Raw genomic sequence first — 20,368 nt, 5'->3', positions numbered from 1 at the left:
CTTCGGCCGCCCGCTGTGATCCGCTACATTCTCCGCCGCCTGGCCGCGGGCGTCGTCCTGCTGCTCGTGGTCACCATGGTCGTGTTCGCGATCTTCTTCCTGCTGCCGCGCCTGGCCGGCACCGATTCCGACGCCCTCGCGGCCCGCTACATCGGCAAGTCGCCCAGCCCCGAGGCGATCGAAGCGACGAAGGAGCGGCTGAACCTGGACGAGCCGATCACCGTGCAGTACTGGGAGTTCGTCTCCGGTCTGGTGATGGGCCAGGACTACGACAGCGGCACCGACATCATCCGCTGCGACGCCCCGTGCTTCGGCTACTCCTTCAAGACCAACACCGAGGTCTGGCCGCAGCTCATGGACCGGTTGCCGGTGACCGGATCACTGGCGATCGGCGCCGCCGTGATCTGGCTGGTGGCCGGCGTGTCCATCGGCGTGCTCTCGGCGCTGCGCCGCGGTTCACTGATCGACCGCGCCGCGATGATGACGGCGCTGGCCGGCGTCTCCCTGCCGATCTTCTTCACCGGCCTGGTCTCCCTCGCCCTGCTGAGCTACTACTGGCCGATCTTCCCGCCGGGCGGGAGCTACACCGCCTTCACCGAGAACCCGCTGGCGTGGGCGCACGGGCTGGTGCTGCCGTGGGTGACGCTGGCGTTCCTCTACGCCGCCATGTACGCCCGGCTGACCCGCGCCGGGATGCTCGACACCATGGGCGAGGACTTCATCCGCACCGCCCGGGCCAAGGGCCTGGCCGAGCGCAAGGTCGTCACCAAGCACGGCCTGCGCGCGGCGCTGACCCCGATCATCACGATCTTCGGCCTGGACTTCGGCCTGATGCTGGGCGGCGCGGTGCTCACCGAGAGCACGTTCTCCCTGCCCGGCCTGGGCAAGTTCGCCGTCGACGCGATCCGCGGCAACGACCTGCCGGTGGTGCTGGGCGTCACCATGTTCACGGCGGTGTTCGTGGTCATCGCCAACCTGATCGTCGACGTGCTGTACGCGTGGGTCGACCCCCGCGTGCGCGTGGGCGCCTGAGGGAGCAGTCGTGTCGAGTTCTGCAAACCTGGCCGCTGGGGCCAACCGGACCGGAGGTGAGGCGACCATGACCGAGCCGGTCGTCAGTGTCAGCGATCTGCGGATCACGTTCCCCACCCTGGAGGGGCGGATCACAGCGGTGGACGGCATCTCCTTCGACGTGCCCTCCGGCGGAGCGGTGGGCATCGTCGGGGAGTCCGGATCGGGCAAGAGCGCCACCTCCCTGGCCCTGATGGGCCTGCACCGCGGCACCAACGCCGACGTCACCGGCGACATCACCGTCGTCGGCAAGAACCTCAACTCCATCGGCGACGGCGAGGTCCGCAACATGCGCGGCAACGACATCGCCATGGTCTTCCAGGACCCGATGTCGTCCCTCCACCCGCAGTACACCATCGGCAACCAGCTGATCGAGGCGTTCAAGGTGCACCGCCCCGGCTCCTCCGGCGCCGACGCGCGAAAGCGCGCCGTCGAGTCGCTGGACCGAGTGGGCATCCCCAACGCCGCCAAGCGGATCAACTCCTACCCGCACGAGTTCTCCGGCGGCATGCGCCAGCGCGCGCTGATCGCCATGGGCCTGATGTGCGATCCCACGGTGCTGCTGGCCGACGAGATCACCACGGCGCTGGACGTCACCGTCCAGGCCCAGATCCTCGACCTGCTCGACGACCTGCGCAGCGACCTGGGAATGTCGCTGATCCTGGTCAGCCACGACCTCGCGGTGGTGGCCGGCTCGGTCGACGAGGTCCTGGTGATGCAGAAGGGCGACATCGTCGAACGCGGCGACGTGCGCCATGTGCTGTCCGCGCCGGAGGACCCCTACACCAAGTCGCTGCTGGCCGCGGTGCCGCGAGTGGACGTCTCCCGGGCCCAGCGGCGCGCTCAGGTGCGCGCGGAGCGCAACCAGCCGGTCTCCGAAGGGCTGGGCGAGCAGGCCAAGAAGGCCCAGTTGGCCCGGCAGCGGGCGGCGGCCGCCGACGGCGGCTCCGCCCGGAAGGACACCGGCTCCGCCGGCGAGGCGCAGAAGTCCGGCGAAGCCGGGGAGGGCCCGCTGCTGTCGGTGCGCAACGCCCGCATGAGTTTCAAGGTCCGCGGCGGCCTGCTCGGGCGCGCCACCGACTTCTACGCCGTCGACGACGTGTCCTTCGACCTGCACCAGGGCGAGACGCTGGGCATCGTGGGCGAGTCGGGTTCGGGCAAGAGCACCCTGTCGCGGATGATCACCCGGCTGCTGAACCCCACCTCCGGGCAGATCCTCTTCGAGGGCCGCGACATCACCCGGTTGCCCGAGCGCAAGCTGCGCCCGCTGCGCCGCGACGTGCAGATGATCTTCCAGAACCCCTACTCGTCGCTCAACCCGCGCGTCACCATCGGCGACAGCATCGGTGCGGGCCTGCGGGTGCAGGGGGAGACCGACACCAAGCAGATCCAGATGAAGGTCCAGGAGCTGCTGGAGCGCGTGGGTCTGGAGGCCTCGCACTACAACCGGTTCCCGCACGCGTTCTCCGGGGGCCAGCGCCAGCGCATCGCCATCGCCCGCGCCCTCATCCTGCGCCCCAAGCTGGTGATCTGCGACGAGCCGGTGTCCGCGCTGGACGTCTCCACCCAGGACCAGGTGCTGCGCCTGCTCGACGAACTGCAGGACGACTTCGACCTGACCTACATCTTCGTCGCCCACGACCTGGCCGTGGTGCGCCAGGTCTCGGACCGGGTGGCGGTCATGCGCAAGGGCCGGGTCGTCGAGCTGAACGACAGCGACACGGTCTACGACTCCCCGCAGCACGACTACACCCGCGAACTGCTCGCGGCCGCGCCCGTCCTCGACCCGGTCGAGGCCAAAAGGCACCGGGAGCAGCGGGCCGAGATGCGCCGCCAGTCCACGGCGGCCTGAGGAGCCGGCAGCGCCGGCACGCGCCGCGGCACCGGGCCCGTCCTCCCGGCGCCGCGGCGCTCCGGCTCAGCGCCGCCACGCGCCGCCGCCTTCCGGCGCTGCTTCGCCCGCGCCTTCTCCTCCGGATGCACCGGGGCTCATGACCGCCTCCGCGGCGCCCCACACCGCGATCACCGTGTTCCAGAACATGAAGATCCCCAGTGGGGCGAACGAGTGGCGCAGCGCCTCGGTGCGCTCGGCGTCCCCGACGAGCAGGATCAGCCCGCCCAGCGCCGCCGCGCTCAGCAGGCACGCGAGCGTACCGCGCGCCCATCCCACGGCCTCGTGGCGCAGCTTGGCCGCGCCGCGTTTCGGTGGGCGCTCCGGCGGCGGCCCGCCGGCGAAGCGGTGCGCGAAGCGCGCGTCGGCCCACCCGACGATGGTGTGGCCATAGGCGACGGTGAAACCGAGGTAGAGCGCTCCGAGCCCGTGGCTGGCGTCGGCGGTGCCCCCCGAAAGCAGGTGTGCGGCGATCACCGCCAGCAGCACGGCGTCCAGCACCGGCACCATCAGCAGCACGACGGCGCTCAGCCGCCGGCGGCGCAGCAGGTAGCGGGCGGCCAGGCCGCCGAGCAGCAGCACCCAGAACAGCGCCTCACACGCCACGATCAGTCCGACGATCACTTCCGGCCCCTCTTCTCAGCCGCCGTCGGCGGCGTCGCGCCCCCATGATCCGTGCGGGATACGCGCAGGACATCGTCGGCGGTGCGGAGATCGGGGTACGACCTTCGCTGTACGTACCGGCGGCCGCGCCGTGCTGAGATGGGGCCGTGAGACCACGACTGCCCGGCCGCGAACTGCGCGACCGCCCCGTCCTGGGCGGCCGCTCCCACGTCGGCAGCGCGGTGTGGGCGGGTTCGCTGTTCACCCTGGGGCTGCTGCTGTGGGCCGTGGGCGCCTACGTCCCCCGCGAGGGCGCCGATCCCCGGTGGCTGCTGCTCACGCTGGCGGCGAGTTGCGCCCTGCTGCTCTTCCGGCGCACCGCCCCGGGGGCCGTCGTGGCACTGGCGACCCTCGTGGTGGCGGCCGACGCCGCCGTCGGGCCGTCCACGGCGGTCCTCATCAACTACGGCGACGCGCTGTACGCGGCGTGCGTGTGGGGGCGGCGCAGGCTGGCGGACGGGGTGCTGGCCGTGCTGTGCGCGGCCGGGGCCGCGCTGGTGGGGCTACTGGTGTTCACACTGGTGCGGGGCGGGGTACTCGGCGGGCCGCTGGCGGCCGTCCAAGTGTTCGGGCTCTACGTGCTCGTCTTCGGCAGCCCGGTGATCAGCGGGCTGAGCGTACGTGAGCACCGGCAACGCACCGCTCTGGAACGCGAGCGGGCCCGCCAGATCGAGCGGATGGCCGAGCTGGACCGGCGCAGCGCCGTGTCCGAGGAGCGCGGCCGGGTGGCGCGCGACCTGCACGACGTCATCGCCAACCACCTCAGCGCTATCGCCGTCCAGTCCACCGCGGCCCTGTCGATGCGCGAGGCGGACCCCGACCGGACGCGACGCGCCCTCGGGGTCATCCGCGACAGCAGCCTGCACGGCCTCACCGAAATGCGGGCCATGATCCGGGTGCTGCGGGGTGCCGACGGCGAACAGGACCCTCGGCTGGAGGCGGTGACGCCCCGGCTGGACGACGCCGACCGGCTTTTCGCGGACGCCCGTGCAGCCGGGCTGGAGGTCGCCGTCACCTGGTCGCCGCCGCAGCGGCCGCTGCCGCCGCGCGCCGACGCCGCCGCCTACCGGGTGCTGCAGGAGGCGCTTACCAACGCCCTGCGCCACGCCGACCCGATGCGGGTGGAGGTCCGCGTCGAGTACCGCCTGGACGGCGCGTTCGCGGGGGGCCGGCTGGTGCTGACGGTGCGCAACGGCTACGCGGACGGCGGCTCGGCCGACTCCGGCGACGGCGCCGAGGCGCGCACGGCGGTGCTGGACCACCGGGGTGCCGGGGCGGGACTGACCGGGATGCGGGAGCGGGTGCACCTGCTCGGCGGCCGGTTCGGCGCCGGCCCGCTCGCCGCGGAGCGAGCCGGTGGCCGGCGGGTCTGGCAGGTGCGGGCGGAGATCCCCCTGGCGGCGGGGGAGGGCGCGGAGGACGGGGAGGGTTCCGAGGCCCCAGCGGCCGCCGTGAACCCGGAGGGGCTTAGAGGCGAGGCGGGCGGCGCAGACGCGCTCGGCGGCGACGGGCGCCCGGCCGAGGCAGGCGCGCCCACGGATGCGGGTGCGGGGCGATCGCGGACGGACGAGGACGGTGGCAGATGATCCGGGTAGTGGTGGCCGAGGACCAGTGGGCGGTGCGGTCGGGCCTGGTGATGATCCTGGACTCGGCGCCCGGCATCGAGGTGGCCGCCGAGGCGGCCGACGGCGAGCAGGCCGTGGCCGCCGCCCGGCGCACCGCCTGCGATCTGGTGCTGATGGACGTGCGCATGCCGCGCAAGGACGGCATCGCCGCCACCCGCGAACTCGCCGAAACCGGCGTGGACGTGCTGATCCTGACCACGTTCGACCTCGACGAGTACGTCTTCGGTGCGCTGCGCGCGGGAGCGGCCGGGTTCTTGCTGAAGAACATCGAGGCCGACGACCTCGTCGAATCGGTGCGGGTCGTGGCCCGGGGCGAGGGCATGATCGCGCCCGCTGTGACACGGCGGCTCATCGGGGCCTTCGCAGGCGGGGCGGCCCCCGCGGGCGCTACCGGGGGCGGCGTACCGGCTGAGGCCGTCGCCGAGCTGACGCCGCGCGAGCGGGAGGTGCTGGCCTGCGTCGGCGAGGGTCTGTCCAACCGCCAGCTCGCCCGGCGGCTGGGCATCACCGAGCCGACCGCCAAGACCCACGTCAGCCGCGTCCTGGCCAAACTGGACCTGCGCAGCCGCGTCCAGGCGGCCATCGCGGCCCAGGAGCTCGGCCTCACGCCGTAGGCGAGCGGGGCCGGTGTCCCTGGTGGCGGGGGAGGAGGCGGCGAGGTCGCCGCCGCTTTTTCTCCAGGTCACCCGATTCCCGGCCGACCGACAAGATCGCACAGCAGACCTGATCCGCTGCCGTACGCGCTGCCAGTCACCAACAGCATCGGTGCCCGCCCCTGCGCCGACTGCCGCCACCGGCGGACACCGGATACCCCCGGGCCGGCATCACGGCCGCAGCGCGGCGAGGACGGCGTTCAGGCCCGCGGTGAACCGGGTCTCGGGGTCGAGTTCGATGCCGTGCAGCGCCGCCGCGTGCGGGAACCGGCCGTCGGGTACGGCGGGCCGCTGCGCGGGCAGTCCTTCCTGGCGCACCTCGTGGATGACGGCTCCGGTGACATAGGAGTCCAGTGCCGCGGCCGCTTGGACCACGTTCTCGCCTCGCAGCCCCGCCTCGGTGAAGGCGGCGTAGTGCAGTTCCTGCGAGCGCAGCGCCGCCTCGGTGTCGGGGCGGCGGTGGATGAACAGCGGCAGCGCCTGCGCGTGGGCCAGCAGTGCGGCGCGGTAGTCCAGCGCCCAAGTGCGCAGCCGCTCGTCCCAGGGGCGTTCGTCGGCGGCGGGCTCCGCGTCCTGCTTCTCCCCGTCGGCGCCCTGCGGAGCACCGGGCTCATCGGGATCCTCGTCGCCGGGCTCCTGCTCGGCGTCCGGGTCCCCGCGGCCGGTGACGTCGCTGATGTAGGCGACGACGGCGTCGAAGAGCTGTTCCTTGCCCAAGGGGAAGTGGTGGTAGATGGCCATGGCCTCGACCTCCAGGGCGTCGCCCAGGCGGCGCATGGTCAGCCGCCGCAGCCCTTGGCCGTCGATGATGCGCAGTGCTTCGATGATGATGCGTTCGGCGCTGAGGCCCGCGTTGTTTCGACTCACGCTCCGATCATAGGATTACTTTGTAAAGGCGACTCTGCCAAGCACCGCACCGCTCGTCAGGTGATCTTGCCGCCTCTAGAGTGGGACGTGCCGATACCCTCGACCGAATCCCCCGCACACCAGCACATCCCGGGAGTGAACATGGCGAAGCGGAAGCCCGACGACGCCGCGCGTAAGCGCTATGCCGAGGACCAGAGCGCAGCGGAGCGGCTGCCGGAGCTGGTCCGGGCGGTCGCCGACGCCGAGGAGCGGCTCACCGAGGCACAGCGCGCCGACGCCGACTTCCACGAGCTGCACCGGCGCGGCGTCGCCCTGGATACGGCGCTGACCGAGGCGATGCGCGCCGCCTACGCCCGCGAGCGGGTGCTGATCGGCGCGCGCGGGTACACCGACGGCATCTTCCGCCGCAAGCGGCTGGCCACCCCCGAGGTCCGCCGGGCCACCGAGACCGCCGAGCGGCTGCTGACCGCGCGCGAGGACCACCGGCTCCACGGCGTCGAGCGCCTACCGCGCAATCCTGCCGCGGTCTGAGGGACGTGCGTCGCTCGCCTCTCAAGTGGGAGTATCGAAAAGAGGCGTTCGCGCGCACGCCGCAGGCACCGCAGGTTACAGGGAGTGGGGGCGAGGATGCCGGACGCGATCCGCATCGACCCGACGTCGAAGGTTCCCCCGTATGAGCAGATACGGGCCGCAGTGGCCAACGCCGCCGCCAAGGGCGAACTTCCGGTCGGCTACAAGCTGCCGACCGTGCGCGCACTGGCCGAGACGCTCTCCGTCGCCGTGAACACGGTGGCGCGGGCCTACCGCGAGCTGGAGCAGGCCGGGGTCGTCGAGACCCGCGGCCGCTCCGGTACCTACATCGCCGCCGACGGCGACGCCCAGCGCGCCGAGGCGGTGGCGGCCGCCCGCAGCTACGCCGATGTGATCGCCAGGCTGGGGCTGGATCGCACCGAGGCGCTGGACATCGTCCGCGCCGCACTGCGCGGCTGAGGCGGCTGCCGCCGGGGCCGGTCAGCGGCGGCCGGCGACCATGGTGGCCACGTAGAGCACGATGACGCCCGCCCAGGCCATGATGACGCCGGCCGGTCCCATGAAGGAGCCGCCGATGGCGGAGAGCGGGATCACCAGGCACATGGACAGCAGGCCCATCACCCACTTGCCCCACCACTGGTCGGACGGCTGGGCCGGTTTGGCCGGGTTCCGCGGGTCGATGCCGGCCGCGGAGAGCTGGTTGCGGACGCGTTCCTCGACGGTGTGGTCGAGCCGCTCCACGATGGCCGCGGCGATGGCCTCGTCGTAGTCGGGACCGAGCTCGCGCGACGCCTGGAGCGACGCGGCGAGGTCGGCTCCGGCCGAGCGCGCGTTCGGTGCCGCGGCGGGTGCGTCGGAGCCGGGGCGGGCGGTGGAGGATTCGTCAGGCATGCTCACATTGTGACGCCGCGGACGGGCGCTGTCCGCCCGCCGAGGGGCATCTCCGGGGAACTTCAGGGGGTCCCCGTGCGCGGCTCGGGGGCGCCCCCGGTGCCCGCAGAGCCGCGAGCGGCGCCGGGTAGCTGGGGGTACCGGGCGCGAAAAGACCCCGTGCCCGCACAACGGCGGGCACGGGGTCAGAGCCGGTATCGGATTGTGGGCGGCCGCATCGGTCGCCGCCCGCGGGCCGACCAGGGCGGCGGATGGAACCGCCGCCCCGTCAGCTCGCGAAGTCGAGCAGCTGCTGGGCCCGGCTCGGGTGGCGCAGCTTCGACAGCGACTGCTTCTCCAGCTGGCGGATGCGCTCGCGGGTCAGGCCGAGATGCTTGCCGATCTCGTCCAGCGTCCGCGGACGCCCGTCCATCAGCCCGAACCGCAGCGACATGATCGTCGCCTCGCGCGGTTCGAGGTCCTCCAGCGCCCGGCGCAGCTGATCGGCCATCAGCTGGCGGTCGACCACCTCGGAGGCCTCCGAGGCGTCGATGTCCTCGATGAGGTCGCCGATGCGGGTCTCGCCGTCCTCGCCGATGGTGGAGTCCAGGCTGATCGGCTGGCGGGTGACCCGCAGCAGCTCCTCGATCTGCGACGGGGTCTTGTCCAGCTCCTTGGCCAGCTCCTCCGGCGTGGGCTCGCGGCCCAGACTCTGGTGCATGTCCCGCTCCAGGCGGCTCACCTTGCTGAGCAGCTCCAGGACGTGCACGGGCAGCCGGATGGTGCGGGCCGAGTCGGCGAAGCCGCGCTGTATGGCCTGGCGGATCCACCACATGGCGTAGGTGGAGAACTTGAAGCCCTTGGTGTAGTCGAACTTCTCCACGGCCCGGATCAGCCCGAGATTGCCCTCCTGCACGACGTCCAGCAGAGACATCCCGCGGTCGCTGTACTTCTTGGCGACCGAGACCACCAGCCGGAGGTTGGCCTCCAGCATGTGCTGCTTGGCGCGTCGGCCGTCCTCGGCGATCTCGGTGAGGTCCGCGTGGTCGTTCTCGCTGAGCTCCTCGGGGCCGGGGGACTCCTCGATGGTGCCCAGGCGGTACTCGGCGTAGAGCCCGGCCTCGATCCGCTTGGCGAGGTCGACCTCCTCCTCGGCGGTGAGGAGCTGGCGCCGACCGATCGCCTTGAGGTAAGTGTGGACGGAGTCGCCCATCGCCGGGGACTGGTCGTCGAGGTCGGCCTCGGGGCCTTCCGGTTCGGCGGCGGGTGGGCTCACCGCTTCGGTATCCTCGGCTGTGGCCTCGGGAGCCTGCTGGGGTGCGGTGTCGAGCGCCTCCTCGAGCGCCTCGTCCTCGGCGTCGGCGTCGACGGACTCCACCGCTCCGGCATCGCCGCCCCCGTTGGCGAGCCGCACACCGGCGTCGGCGAGTTCGCGCAGGATGGAGCGCCCGTCGGCCGGGCTGATGCCGGCCGCGGAGAACGCGGCCCGGAGCTCCGCAAGGGACAGGTGTCCCTGGGAGCGCCCCCGAGTGATCAGCTCGTCCAGCGACGCGGACGCGACATCCTTGCCGTCTGCGGTCTCCGCCACCGTGGGAGAAGTGGCTAGGGCAGTGCGCGACATGAAGGCACCTCCCTCCCTTCCAAGACGTCAGGCGCGTGGCGGTAAGGAGCCCGCCGTGTTCGCACGCCACTATGTCTAACGTGTCAGAGAGTCAAATGTTCCCGGTCTCGATTAGATCTCGCGGGACGTGGTCTAGGTCACGGTCGAATACGGCGCGGATCGGCCCGCTGCGCGGGTATGAGCGGGTCGAACGCCCCCGGCCCGAAGCGGCGCATCGCCCCCCGCCGGGGCGGAGTCGACTCGTCCGCACCGCCGACCTCCTTCACAGGGGGAGTAGGGATTTCGGTGCCTTGGTAGACGCCTGTCCGGCGTGCGAAGTTCCCCCATCGGCTGATCCGTTACCGAAAGATCGCGGTCACTGATCCTCCTGCCCATGCGCGGCCGCGTCAATCGCGCTCGGCGGCGCCCCTGCGTAGCGCCAACAGGTCGATCTTTCCCGAGGTCAGCAAGGGTAGGCGGGAGCGGATCTCCAGTTCCCGCGGAGCGGCGTAGCGGGGCAGGTGCGCGCCGACCCGGGCCCGCACCTCCTCCAGGCCGGGCGGGGACGCGGGATCGGCGGGCACGACCACCGCCGTCACGCGCTCGCCCCACTCGGGGTCGGGACGGCCCACCACCGCGGCCTCGGCCACGGAGTCCATGCCGGCCAGCAGCGCGGCCACCTCGCCGGCGACCACCTTGTGCCCGCCGGTGTTGACGACGTCGTCGGCCCGGCCGCGCACCACGAGGCGGCCGTCGCCGTCGAAGCGCCCCAGGTCGCCGGTGCGCAGCCACCTCGTGCCCGAGGAGTGCACCAGGTGCTCCGCGGTCGTCTCGGGGGCCAGTCGGTACCCGGCGAAGAGGACGGGCCCGCCCAGCAGGATCCGGCCGTCCGGATCGAGGCGCACCCGGACGTCCTGCAGCGGCTCCCCGTCGTAGACGCAGCCGCCGCAGGTCTCGCTCATGCCGTAGGTCGTGACGACCCGGCCGCCGGCGGCTCGGGCGGCGTCCAGCAGGCCCTCGTGGGCGGCCGCACCGCCTACCAGGATGGTGCCGAAGCGGGACAGGTCGGCACCGGCGGCCACCAGCCGGTGCAGCTGGGTGGGCACCAGGGACACGTGCGGGCGGTGGCGCTCGGCGGTGCGCATCGCGGACTCGGTCTCGAAGGGCTGCACCAGGGGGTCGGTCCCCGCGGCCAGTGCCCGGATGAGTACCAGCAGGCCCGAGATGTGGGCGTGCGGCAGTACGCACAGCCACCGGTCGCCGCTGTCGGCGCCGATCCGCCGCAGGGAGGCGCGGGTCGAGGCCAGCAGCGCCGGGGAGGACAGCTCCACGCCCTTGGGAGCGCCGGTGGAGCCGGAGGTGGCGATGGTCAGGGCGACGTCCTCGCCCGTGCCGTGCGCTCCGGCCAGCGAGGTGGTGGCCTCGGGCGTGCGCAGCGACGCGGGCCGCATCGCCTCCAGCACGGCCTCCAGACGGGGCCGCGGCAGGTCGGGGTCGAGCGGCAGCAGCGCGGGGCCGCGGCCCTGCAGGGAGTCGTGGAGCAGGTCGGTCAGCTGCGCGGGCTCCAGGCCCATCACCGCCTGCAGCGGTCGGTTCGCCACGCCAGCCAAGGCTAGCGCCGCCCCGACGCGGTCTTCGACGCCGGGCGGGTGGGCGGGGCGCCGCCCCCGGCGGACGCGCGGGCAGCGAACAAGGAGGTGGGGCGTGCGTCGGCGGGCGCCGAACCGATTAGGGTTGGCCTGCGACGGGTTCGGCCCCGCATGCGGGCCTTTCCGGCATTCAGCCCGGCGGCCGATCCCTCGACTTCAGCCGGATGACGCAGCGAAGGAGATGACGGCAGTCGTGAGTGGCGTGAATTGGCAGCGGTCGGGCGAGTACGCCGACATCATCTACGAGACCGCCGAAGGGATCGCCAAGATCACGATCAACCGGCCCGAGCGGCGCAACGCCTTCCGGCCGCAGACGCTCTTCGAGCTCCAGGACGCCTTCAACGCCGCCCGTGACGACTCCGAGGTCGGCGTCATCATCTTCACCGGCGCCGGAGACCAGGCGTTCTGCTCCGGCGGTGATCAGAAGATCCGCGGCGACGATGGCTATGTAGGCGCTGCGGACGACCCTGTGGCCCGCCAGGGCATCGGCCGGCTCAACGTGCTCGACCTGCAGGTGCAGATCCGCCGTCTGCCCAAGCCCGTCGTCTGCATGGTCGCCGGATACGCCATCGGCGGCGGACACGTGCTGCACGTCTGCTGCGACCTGACCATCGCCGCCGACAACGCCAGGTTCGGCCAGACCGGCCCCAAGGTCGGCTCCTTCGACGGGGGCTACGGCTCGTGGCTGCTGGCCCAGACGGTCGGGCTGAAGAAGGCGCGCGAGATCTGGTACCTGTGCCGCCAGTACTCCGCCGAAGAGGCGCGCGAGATGGGGCTGGTCAACACCGTCGTCCCGCTGGAGCGCCTGGAGGAGGAGACGGTGACCTGGGCGCGGGAGATGCTGGAGAAGTCCCCGCTGGCCCTGCGCATGGTCAAGGGGGCCATCAACACGGTCAGCGACGGCGCGGCGGGCATGCAGCAGTTCGCCGGCGACGCGACCATGCTCTACTACATGAGCGAGGAGGCCCAGGAGGGCCGCGAGGCGTTCAAGGAGAAGCGGCGCCCGGAGTTCGACCGCTTCCCGCGCCGGCCGTAGACGACAGCGTCCGGCGGGAGGGGACTTGGGCCGTAGCGAGCTCGGCGAGGCGCGCGCGTTCGCCGTTCCGATGCGCACCCGCTTCCGCGGGCTGCGGGTGCGCGAGGGGCTGCTGGTGAGCGGCCCCGCCGGATGGGGCGAGTTCTCACCGTTTCCCGAGTACCCGCCGCGCGAGTGCGCCCGGTGGTGGGCGGCTTGCCGCGAGGCCGCCGAGCTGGGTTGGCCCGATCCCGTGCGCGATCGCGTCCCGGTCAACGCCACGGTGCCCGCGGTCGGCCCCAAGGAGGCGGCCCGCATCGTCGCCGGTGCCGGCTGCTCCACCGCGAAGGTGAAGGTCGCCGAGGCGGGGCAGGAGGCCGCCGACGACATCGCGCGGGTCGAGGCCGTGCGCGACGCCATCGGTCCCGCGGGGCGGGTGCGCATCGACGCCAACGGCGCCTGGGACGTCGACACCGCCGTGCGGATGCTGAGCGAATTGTCCCGGTTCGAGCTGGAGTACGCGGAGCAGCCCTGCGCCACTCTGGAGGAGCTGGCCCGGGTGCGGCGCCGCAGCGAGGTTCCCGTGGCCGCCGACGAGTCCGTGCGCCGCGCGGAGGACCCGCTGCGGGTGCGCGCCGCGGGGGCCGCCGACATCGTGGTGCTGAAGGTGCAGCCGCTGGGCGGGGTGCGCGCCGCGCTGGAGGTCGCGGAGGCCTGCGGGCTGCCGGTGGTGGTCTCCAGCGCCGTGGAGACGTCGGTGGGGCTGGCCGCCGGGGTCGCCCTGGCCGCGGCGCTGCCCGAGCTGCCCTACGCCTGCGGACTGGCCACCATGCACCTGCTCACCGGCGACGTCACCGCCGATCCGCTGCTGCCGCAGGAGGGCTTCCTGCCGGTGCGCCGGCCCCGGGTCGACGAGGCCCGCCTCGCCGGTGTGGAGGCCGACGCCCGGCCGTGGCTGCGCCGCGCCGAGGCCGCGCGCCGCTTCGCGCCGCCCGGACCGGCCCGGGGCGGACGGGGCGACGCCTCCGCGGGCGGCGAGCCCGGAGCCGATCGTTGACCCTCTTTTTCCGCCGCATCGGTTGAATGCGTGAGAGCGGGTAGGTGTCACAGGAGGCGGGCGCGCCGCGACGTCGGGAGGGGGAAAGCCGCGCCGAGCGCATTCACCGGTTCCGGCCACATGCTGAAGGCGATTCAGGTCACATTCCAGGGGATCTATCGGCGTCCCGGGACGATTACCGCGCCATCGGCCGTTGCAGGGCAGAGGTTGGGTCCCCGCTGCCTTCCCGTTGACCTGCCCGGACCGCCCGCCGACGGCACCGCGGTGGCCGCAGCGGGAGGCACCACGGGGGCGGGCCGTCCGCACCGCGGGCGCCGCGGATACTTGTACACACGCTGTTCGAACTAGAGAGACCGAATGAACCCGTCTACCGCTCTGGCGCGCGTTCTCGTCGACGAACTGGCCCGATGCGGGCTGGGCGAGGCCGTCGTCGCGCCGGGGTCGCGCTCGACACCGCTGGCGCTGGCCCTGGACGCCCATCCCGGGATCCGGGTGCACGTCCGCATCGACGAGCGGTCGGCGGCCTTTCTCGCGGTGGGCCTGGCCCGCACCCGCCGCAGCCCCGTCGCGCTCGTGTGCACCTCGGGCACCGCGGCGGCCAACTTCCACCCCGCTGTGCTGGAGGCCGACGAGAGCGGGGTGCCGCTGCTGGTCCTCACCGCCGACCGCCCTCCCGAACTGCGCGGCACCGGCGCCAACCAGACCGTCGACCAGATCGGCCTCTTCGGCTCCGCGGTGCGGTCGTTCACCGAGGTGGGCACCCCCGAGGCGGTGCCGGGAATGACCGCCTACTGGCGTTCGCTGGCCTGCCGCGCATGGGCGGCGGCCGAGACCGGCCGGCCGGGGCCGGTACACCTCAACCTCGCCTTCCGCGACCCGCTGGTGCCCGAGCACCCGCTGGCCGATCCGGACGAAGGGGGGCCCGAGGCCAACGGTGACCACGCGGCGGCCGCACTCGCCGACCCCGCCGGCTGGCCCGAGCCGCTGACCGGGCGCGAATCGGGCCGACCGTGGATCGAGCGGCAGGCCCCGCCGCAGGAGCCCGCGCCGATGGAGCTGCCGGCGGTCGAACGCGGCGCGATCGTCTGCGGCGACGGCGACTACGACCCGATCCCCTACCTCGCGCTGGCGGCCCGGACGGGCTGGCCGCTGCTGGCCGAGCCGACGTCGAACGCGCGCCGCGCCGACGCGGTCTCGGCTTACCGCCACCTGCTGGCCTCGCCGCGGTTCGTCGCCGACCACGAGCCCGAGTTGGTCGTCACCGCGGGCCGGCCCGGGCTTTCCCGCCAGCTGCTGGACTACCTCCGGCGCGCTCGCCGGCACGTGGCGGTGGGCACGCCGCGGTGCTTCGCCGACCCGGTGCGCACCGCCACCGACGTCGCGCCGGCGGTGGCCGCCCCGGCCGGGGCCGATCCCGGCACCGACTGGGCGCGCTCCTGGCAGGAGGCCGAGCGCCGGGCGCGCGCCGCCGTCGACGGCGTCCTCGACGCGGAGGAGGCGCTGAGCGAGGTGCGGCTGGCCCGCGACCTGGCCGCCCAACTGCCCAACGGCTCGCTGCTGTTCGCCGGTTCGAGCATGCCCATCCGCGACCTGGACGCCGCGATGAGCCCGCGCTGCGGCGCAAGGATCATCGGCAACCGGGGGGTGAGCGGCATCGACGGCACCGTTTCGGCGGCCGTGGGTGCGGCGCTGGCCCACCAGGGCGCCGGCGGCGGGCGGGCGTGCGCACTGCTGGGGGACCTCGCCGTGCTGCACGACCAGAACGGCCTGCTGCTGGGGCCCGGCGAAGAGCGCCCGGATCTGGCCGTCGTGGTGGTCAACAACGACGGCGGCGGTATCTTCTCCGGGCTGGAGCAGGCGGGCCACCCCCGCTTCGAGCGGCTGTTCGGCACCCCGCACGGGGTGTCGATGGAGCGGGTGGCCCACACGGGCGACCTCGGCTACACGCGTCTGGAGTGGGCCTCGGATCTGCCCAAGGCGCTGCTGGGCGAAGGGCTGCGCATCGTCGAGGTGCGCACCGGCCGCACCGAATCCGCGGGGCTGCGCCGCAGCCTGCAGGAGGCCGTCGACGCCGCGCTGGCGCTCTGATCCGGCCGCGCCGCTCGAAGCGCGGCGGTACCGGGCGCCCCGGCCGCACCGGCGGCGCGACGGCCTGCTAGCTTGTGCGGCTATGCGGTACCTGCGGCACATGACGGGTGTGAGCACCTGGCGCGACGGTGAGGGCCCGATCGCGCCGGAGTCCCTGTACAGCGAGGGGTTCGTACACGCCTCGCCGGACGACGCTACCGTGCTGGCGGTGGCGAACGCGGTCTACGCCGAGGCCGCCGAACCCCAACTGGTGCTGATAATCGACACCGGCCGGCTGGATGCCGAGGTCCGCTGGGAGGCCCCCGCGCCCGCCCCGCCGCCGGGGGTGGCCCAGGACGCGCTGTTCCCCCACATCTACGGGCCCGTCCCGCGCGATGCGGTGATCGGCGTGCGCTACCTGCGCCGCGACCCGCAGGGCGCGTACGTCGCGGTGGAGCAGCGCGGCGCCACCGCCGAGCGGCTGGACCTGCTGCCCCACCCCGAAGGCGGCTGGTTCCGCCAGACCTGGACCGCCGGCGCCGAGGTGCACCCGGAGGGCTACCCCGGCCCGCGCGCCACCGCCACCGGCATCCACTTCCTGCTCAACCCCGGCGAGCGCTCGCGCTGGCACCGGGTGCGCTCCGACGAGGTGTGGGTGTACAACCTCGGCGGTCCGCTGAAGCTGTCCTTCGGCGGCACCGGGGAGCGGCCCGAGGCCGACTCCTGGACGATCCTGGGGCCGCACATCGAGGCGGGGCACAGCCTGCAGTCGGTGGTCCCGGCGGGCACCTGGCAAGCGGCGCGCCCGCTGACCTCCCAGGAGGCGCTGGTGAGCTGCTTCGTCTCGCCCGGATTCGACTTCGCCGACTTCGAGGTCGCCGAGTAGGACCGCGGGCGAAAGGCCGCCGCAGTCGCAGGCGCGGCGGGCGCCCGACGAGCGGTACGGTTCAATCGGTCAGCGCCGCGCGCATCACCTGCAGTTTGGACTCGGACTCGGCGACCTCGGCCGCCGGTTCGGACCCGGCGACGATGCCGCAGCCGGCGAACAGCCGCGCGCGGGCGCCCTCGACGAGGGCGCAGCGCAGCGCGATGCCCCACTCGCCGTTGCCGTCGCCGTCGATCCAGCCCACCGGCCCGGCGTAGCGGCTCCGGTCCATGCCCTCGAGTTCGCGGATCATCCGCATCGCCGCGCCGGTGGGGGAGCCCCCGACCGCCGCGGTGGGGTGCAGGGCCGCCACCGCATCCAGAGTCGAGGCGCCGGGCAGCAGGCGGGCCCGGGCGGGGGAGGCGAGGTGCTGGACGTTGGCCAGCCGGAGCAGGCGGGGCCGCTCGGGCGCCTCCACCGACGCGCACAGCGGGGCCAGCGTGGCGCGCAGCGAGTCGATCGCGTAGCGGTGCTCCTCGCGGTCCTTGGCGGACTCCTGGAGTTCGCGGCCCAGTCGGGCGTCCTCGCCGGGGTCGGCGGCGCGCGGCCGGGTGCCGGCCAGCACCAGCGACTCGACCTCGTCGCCCTCGCGGCGCAGCAGCAGCTCCGGTGTGGCCCCCACCATCCCCGCCACCGAGAACGTGTAGCAGTCGGGGTAGCTTCGGGCCAGCCGCCCCAGCAGGGTGCGCACGTCGATCGGGGCGCGGGCGCGGGCGATCACGTCGCGGGCCATGACGACCTTGTCCAGCTCCGCGCCTCGAATCCGCTCCACGGCCCGTCCCACGGCCGCGCCCCACTCCCCGGCGCTGAGCGAGCCCGCCTGCCAGTCCAGCGGACCCACGGGTGCGGGCGGCGGTCCTTCGGCGATGGCGTCCGGCGCCTCGGCCGGCTGCTCTTCGCCGCCGCGGGCGGCGGTGGTGACCCAGGCGCGGCCGCCGCGGTAGCCGACGACCACGCGCGGCACGACGAGCACCGAGCCGCCCGAGCGCGGGTCGAACGTGAATCCGCCGAAGGCCACCGGGCCGGTGCCGGGTGCGCCGACCTCGTCGAGCACCCGGGCGCGCGCCCGCAGCGCGTCCAGGGCCCGGGCCGCGCCGGCGAAGCGGCCGGTGCCCTCGGGTGCCGACTCCGCCGGGAACTCCAGCCGTGCCGCCTCGCCCCAGCCGACCAGGCCCTCGCCGCGGCGCAGCCAGGCCATCGGGGCGGCCGGGCCCAGGCGCGCGATCAGGTCGGGGGCCCCGGCCAGCGGCACGGTGCGCACTGTCAGGGCCGGCAGGTCTGCCGGGTCGTGTGGGGCGGTGGTCACAACCGCCCATCTTAGGAGTCCGAAATCCCGGCCAGGACGGCGACCGACCCGCCGCCCGCCGTCTGTCCGCCGCCATGACGCGCCACGGGCACTGTTTGTGCGGCGCTCCACTCGACGGATTCCGCCGGACCGGACGCGCGGGTGCCCGCGGCCGCTTATCCTTTTCCGGAATGCCATATACGAGTATCGGCCGGGAGGTAAACGGGTAAATGCGACGTCTGCTCGGCGCTGTGGCCCTGGTCGCGACGGTGCCGCTGCTCGGCGCCTGCGTACCGTGGTCGCCCCCCGGTCCCGGCCAGGAGACCGCTTCGCCTCAAGCGCGCGGCACCCGGCCCGTCCCCGAGGACTGCGCCGGCGACCCCGCGTACCCGAAACGGCAGCTGCGCGGCGCCTGGATCGCCACCGTGCGCAACATCGACTGGCCCTCCCGGCCGGGCCTGAGTGAGCAGAAGCAGCGCACCGAGCTGCGCAAGATGCTCGACCGCGCCTCCGGTATGGGGCTCAACGCGGTTTTCCTGCACGTGCGCCCCACCGCCGACGCCGTCTACGAGTCCGACATGGAGCCCTGGGCGCGCTACCTCACCGGCGAGCAGGGCGGCGACCCCGGCTACGACCCGCTGAAGTTCGCCGTTCGCGAGGCCCACCGGCGCGGCATCGAACTGCACGCCTGGTTCAACCCCTACCGGGTCGGATGGCAGGACCCCGACCTGGAGAACCTCGCCGACGACCACCCCGCGAAGCGGAACCCGGGCTGGCTGATCGAATACGGCGACGAGGGCTATCTGGACCCCGGCAACCCCGATGTGCGCGAATGGGTCGGCGACGTCGTCCTCGACGTCGTCCGGCGCTACGACATCGACGGCGTGCACTTCGACGACTACTTCTACCCCTATCCGGCCGAGGGGGAGGAGTTCGACGACGACCGCAGCTTCCGGCGCCACGGCGACGGCTTCGACAGCCGCGCCGCCTGGCGCCGCCACAACGTCGACACCCTCGTGGCCGAGATCCACGAGCGCATCCAGGACACCAAGCCCTGGGTGCGGTTCGGCATCTCGCCCTTCGGTATCTGGCGCAACGACGACAGCCACCCGGCCGGTTCCGACACCGAGGGCCTGGAGTCCTACAGCGCCCAGTTCGCCGACACCCGCGCCTGGGTACGGCAGGGCACCGTCGACTACGTCGTCCCCCAGCTCTACTGGCCGCGCGGCTACGGCATCGCCGACTACGCGAAGCTCGTGCCCTGGTGGTCCGAACTCGTGTCCGGCAGCGGCGTCGACCTCTACATCGGCCAGGCCGCCTACCGGGTCGGCGAGGAGGGCTTCCGCGGCGCTGACGCGCTCTCGCGCCAACTGGACCTCAACGCCGAGCACAGCGAGGTCGGCGGCGACGTGTACTTCTCCATCAGCGATCTGACCGGGCGCGCCGAGGAGGCCATGCAGACGGTCGGCGAGCAACACTACCGGCGCCCCGCCCTCCCGCCGACCGCCGACGGCGCCAACCGCCCGCCCGAGCCCGTCACCGACCTGACCGCCGAGCGCGGATCCGACGACACCGTGCGCCTGCGGTGGCAGGGCGTGCCCGACGCCCGCTTCTACGCCGTCTACCGCGTGCCCGGCGAAGGGCGCGACGCCTGCGACCTGGCCGACGCCCGGCACCTGGTCGCCGTCACCGGCGCCGGCGACGATCGGCCCGCCTTCACCGACACCGACCCCGGCGAGGGCCCCGTCCGCTACCACGTGACCGCCCTGGACGACTACCGCGCCGAGAGCGCCCCCGGACCCGCCGCCCGGCTCACGTCCGGATAGGCCCCAAGCGAGGGGCACAGGGCCTTGTGACGACCGCAGTCAGCCGCAACGGTTACTGCCGCGGAGGCGCCCGCGAACCCGGATCACCTGCTGCGCTGCGCGCCGAGCGCGCTCAGCGCGCACAGCGTCCCGAACCCGCCGGCCGCGAGCACGGCCGAGAGCCGCGCGCCGGGATCGGGCAGGCTCAGCCCTAGCACGAGGGCGTCGCCGAAGTCGGAGGCCACGCGCACCGCGATCGCCGTCAGCAGCGGCCACCCCGCCGGCACCAGGACCATGGCCGCACCGCAGGCGAGATCGCGGACCAGCATGGCGCGGGCGAGGGCGTCCATGCCCGCTTCGCCGGGCGCCAGACCCATCGGCGCGAGCATCGTCGCGGGAGCCACCAGCACCAGGACCGCGTAGACGACCGTGATCCCGCCCATCACCCGGGGGAAGAGCCGCAGCGCCACCCACCCGGCCCGGCGGGCCGCACTGCGCGACGGGGGCGCCTCGGCGGCTGCTCCGGTGGTCGCGTCGGACATGGGAGGCTCCCGTCTGGCCGGTTTCGAGTGCTGCGCGGCGCGCGCCTTCGACCCTACGCCCGCGTCGCAGGTGCGCCGGATCGGCCCCTGTGCGGGGCGCAGCGCCGCCGCGGCAGGAGCACGCGCGCCCACTTCCTCCGCGAATCTCGTATTCGGACACGAAATCGTTACGCGCACGACTGCGCGGAGGACACGGGGTTAGAGACTTATAAGGAGGAGCGGCTGTGACCGGTAGCCGCTCGTCCGCGAACG

Annotated in this window: 18 protein-coding genes; 11 read left to right on the top strand and 7 right to left on the bottom strand. The window is 73.5% G+C overall.

All coding sequences use genetic code 11. The features are described from left to right. The first annotated feature begins 15 nt into the window (after nt 1-15). A complete protein-coding gene (locus tag EKD16_RS13740) occupies nt 16-1,032 on the top strand; it encodes an ABC transporter permease (protein WP_131098751.1) in 1,017 nt (338 codons plus the stop codon). A 67-nt stretch (nt 1,033-1,099) separates the two neighbouring features. Continuing rightward, on the top strand, nt 1,100-2,923 hold the full coding sequence (locus EKD16_RS13735) for a dipeptide ABC transporter ATP-binding protein (RefSeq protein WP_131102519.1): 1,824 nt from the start codon (nt 1,100-1,102) through the stop codon (nt 2,921-2,923). 66 nt (nt 2,924-2,989) lie between these two features. Here the strand turns inward: EKD16_RS13735 and EKD16_RS13730 are convergent, their stop codons facing one another. Beyond that, on the bottom strand, nt 2,990-3,586 hold the full coding sequence (locus EKD16_RS13730; RefSeq protein WP_131098750.1) for a hypothetical protein: 597 nt from the start codon (nt 3,584-3,586) through the stop codon (nt 2,990-2,992). 146 nt (nt 3,587-3,732) lie between these two features. Here EKD16_RS13730 and EKD16_RS13725 point away from each other — a divergent pair, with 146 nt between their 5' ends. Both EKD16_RS13725 and EKD16_RS13720 read left to right on the top strand, forming a co-directional pair. After that, complete coding sequence (locus EKD16_RS13725) at nt 3,733-5,211, top strand: sensor histidine kinase (RefSeq protein ID WP_131098749.1); 1,479 nt, start codon at nt 3,733-3,735, stop codon at nt 5,209-5,211. After that, the gene (locus EKD16_RS13720) at nt 5,208-5,864 is read left to right on the top strand and encodes a response regulator (protein ID WP_131098748.1); all 657 of its coding nucleotides are present in this window, start codon (nt 5,208-5,210) and stop codon (nt 5,862-5,864) included. Before EKD16_RS13725 ends, EKD16_RS13720 begins: the two co-directional genes overlap by 4 nt. Before the next feature lie 210 nt (nt 5,865-6,074). Here EKD16_RS13720 and EKD16_RS13715 read toward each other — a convergent pair whose 3' ends face one another. Continuing rightward, nucleotides 6,075-6,770, bottom strand: a complete 696-nt coding sequence (locus EKD16_RS13715; protein ID WP_131098747.1) for a TetR/AcrR family transcriptional regulator — start codon at nt 6,768-6,770, stop codon at nt 6,075-6,077. A 141-nt stretch (nt 6,771-6,911) separates the two neighbouring features. Between EKD16_RS13715 and EKD16_RS13710 the strand changes: the two genes are divergently transcribed. After that, nucleotides 6,912-7,301, top strand: a complete 390-nt coding sequence (locus EKD16_RS13710; protein WP_131098746.1) for a hypothetical protein — start codon at nt 6,912-6,914, stop codon at nt 7,299-7,301. 96 nt (nt 7,302-7,397) lie between these two features. After that, nucleotides 7,398-7,760 carry a GntR family transcriptional regulator gene (locus tag EKD16_RS13705; RefSeq protein ID WP_131098745.1) on the top strand — a complete coding sequence of 121 codons (363 nt, stop codon included), beginning with the start codon at nt 7,398-7,400 and terminating at the stop codon, nt 7,758-7,760. Between the two features lie 21 nt (nt 7,761-7,781). Here EKD16_RS13705 and EKD16_RS13700 read toward each other — a convergent pair whose 3' ends face one another. The 3 genes from EKD16_RS13700 to EKD16_RS13690 all read right to left on the bottom strand — a co-directional run bounded on the left by EKD16_RS13700 (nt 7,782) and on the right by EKD16_RS13690 (nt 11,345). Continuing rightward, the gene (locus EKD16_RS13700; RefSeq protein ID WP_131098744.1) at nt 7,782-8,192 is read right to left on the bottom strand and encodes a hypothetical protein; all 411 of its coding nucleotides are present in this window, start codon (nt 8,190-8,192) and stop codon (nt 7,782-7,784) included. A gap of 268 nt (nt 8,193-8,460) precedes the next feature. Next, on the bottom strand, nt 8,461-9,792 hold the full coding sequence (locus tag EKD16_RS13695) for an RNA polymerase sigma factor (protein ID WP_131098743.1): 1,332 nt from the start codon (nt 9,790-9,792) through the stop codon (nt 8,461-8,463). Between the two features lie 386 nt (nt 9,793-10,178). Continuing rightward, a complete protein-coding gene (locus EKD16_RS13690; protein ID WP_207391569.1) occupies nt 10,179-11,345 on the bottom strand; it encodes an AMP-binding protein in 1,167 nt (388 codons plus the stop codon). Between the two features lie 256 nt (nt 11,346-11,601). Between EKD16_RS13690 and menB the strand changes: the two genes are divergently transcribed. The 4 genes from menB (at nt 11,602) to EKD16_RS13670 (ending at nt 16,445) form a co-directional block, all read left to right on the top strand. After that, on the top strand, nt 11,602-12,456 hold the full coding sequence (gene menB / locus EKD16_RS13685) for a 1,4-dihydroxy-2-naphthoyl-CoA synthase (RefSeq protein ID WP_131098741.1): 855 nt from the start codon (nt 11,602-11,604) through the stop codon (nt 12,454-12,456). Between the two features lie 25 nt (nt 12,457-12,481). After that, nucleotides 12,482-13,492, top strand: coding sequence for an o-succinylbenzoate synthase (locus EKD16_RS13680; RefSeq protein ID WP_341351831.1), 1,011 nt, complete (start codon nt 12,482-12,484; stop codon nt 13,490-13,492). 357 nt (nt 13,493-13,849) lie between these two features. Next, nucleotides 13,850-15,580: a 2-succinyl-5-enolpyruvyl-6-hydroxy-3-cyclohexene-1-carboxylic-acid synthase gene (gene menD, locus EKD16_RS13675; RefSeq protein WP_131098740.1), complete on the top strand. Its 1,731-nt coding sequence runs from the start codon at nt 13,850-13,852 to the stop codon at nt 15,578-15,580. An 82-nt stretch (nt 15,581-15,662) separates the two neighbouring features. Next, nucleotides 15,663-16,445, top strand: coding sequence for a cupin domain-containing protein (locus EKD16_RS13670; protein ID WP_131098739.1), 783 nt, complete (start codon nt 15,663-15,665; stop codon nt 16,443-16,445). A 61-nt stretch (nt 16,446-16,506) separates the two neighbouring features. Here EKD16_RS13670 and EKD16_RS13665 read toward each other — a convergent pair whose 3' ends face one another. Beyond that, nucleotides 16,507-17,790 (bottom strand): isochorismate synthase, encoded by a 1,284-nt coding sequence (locus EKD16_RS13665; protein WP_394347272.1) that lies wholly within the window; start codon nt 17,788-17,790, stop codon nt 16,507-16,509. A 209-nt stretch (nt 17,791-17,999) separates the two neighbouring features. On the opposite strand from EKD16_RS13665, the gene EKD16_RS13660 reads away from it, so the two are divergent. Continuing rightward, nucleotides 18,000-19,595, top strand: coding sequence for a glycoside hydrolase family 10 protein (locus EKD16_RS13660; protein WP_131098737.1), 1,596 nt, complete (start codon nt 18,000-18,002; stop codon nt 19,593-19,595). 83 nt (nt 19,596-19,678) lie between these two features. On the opposite strand, the gene EKD16_RS13655 is transcribed toward EKD16_RS13660, so the two are convergent. Continuing rightward, the gene (locus EKD16_RS13655) at nt 19,679-20,116 is read right to left on the bottom strand and encodes a hypothetical protein (RefSeq protein ID WP_207391296.1); all 438 of its coding nucleotides are present in this window, start codon (nt 20,114-20,116) and stop codon (nt 19,679-19,681) included. Between the last annotated feature and the right edge of the window lie 252 nt (nt 20,117-20,368).

Source organism: Streptomonospora litoralis (assembly GCF_004323735.1).
Classification (GTDB): domain Bacteria; phylum Actinomycetota; class Actinomycetes; order Streptosporangiales; family Streptosporangiaceae; genus Streptomonospora; species Streptomonospora litoralis.
This window is presented reverse-complemented; position numbering and strand designations above follow the sequence as displayed.

Excerpts from the sequence above, each read along its gene's own strand:
- EKD16_RS13705 (WP_131098745.1), top strand. The coding sequence starts at position 7,398 with ATGCCGGACGCGATCCGCATCGACCCGACGTCGAAGGTTCCCCCGTAT.
- EKD16_RS13700 (WP_131098744.1), bottom strand. The coding sequence starts at position 8,192 with ATGCCTGACGAATCCTCCACCGCCCGCCCCGGCTCCGACGCACCCGCC.
- EKD16_RS13655 (WP_207391296.1), bottom strand. The coding sequence starts at position 20,116 with ATGTCCGACGCGACCACCGGAGCAGCCGCCGAGGCGCCCCCGTCGCGC.
- EKD16_RS13710 (WP_131098746.1), top strand. The coding sequence starts at position 6,912 with ATGGCGAAGCGGAAGCCCGACGACGCCGCGCGTAAGCGCTATGCCGAG.
- EKD16_RS13735 (WP_131102519.1), top strand. The coding sequence starts at position 1,100 with ATGACCGAGCCGGTCGTCAGTGTCAGCGATCTGCGGATCACGTTCCCC.
- EKD16_RS13660 (WP_131098737.1), top strand. The coding sequence starts at position 18,000 with ATGCGACGTCTGCTCGGCGCTGTGGCCCTGGTCGCGACGGTGCCGCTG.
- EKD16_RS13670 (WP_131098739.1), top strand. The coding sequence starts at position 15,663 with ATGCGGTACCTGCGGCACATGACGGGTGTGAGCACCTGGCGCGACGGT.
- menB (WP_131098741.1), top strand. The coding sequence starts at position 11,602 with ATGACGGCAGTCGTGAGTGGCGTGAATTGGCAGCGGTCGGGCGAGTAC.
- EKD16_RS13695 (WP_131098743.1), bottom strand. The coding sequence starts at position 9,792 with ATGTCGCGCACTGCCCTAGCCACTTCTCCCACGGTGGCGGAGACCGCA.
- EKD16_RS13720 (WP_131098748.1), top strand. The coding sequence starts at position 5,208 with ATGATCCGGGTAGTGGTGGCCGAGGACCAGTGGGCGGTGCGGTCGGGC.
- EKD16_RS13690 (WP_207391569.1), bottom strand. The coding sequence starts at position 11,345 with ATGGGCCTGGAGCCCGCGCAGCTGACCGACCTGCTCCACGACTCCCTG.
- menD (WP_131098740.1), top strand. The coding sequence starts at position 13,850 with ATGAACCCGTCTACCGCTCTGGCGCGCGTTCTCGTCGACGAACTGGCC.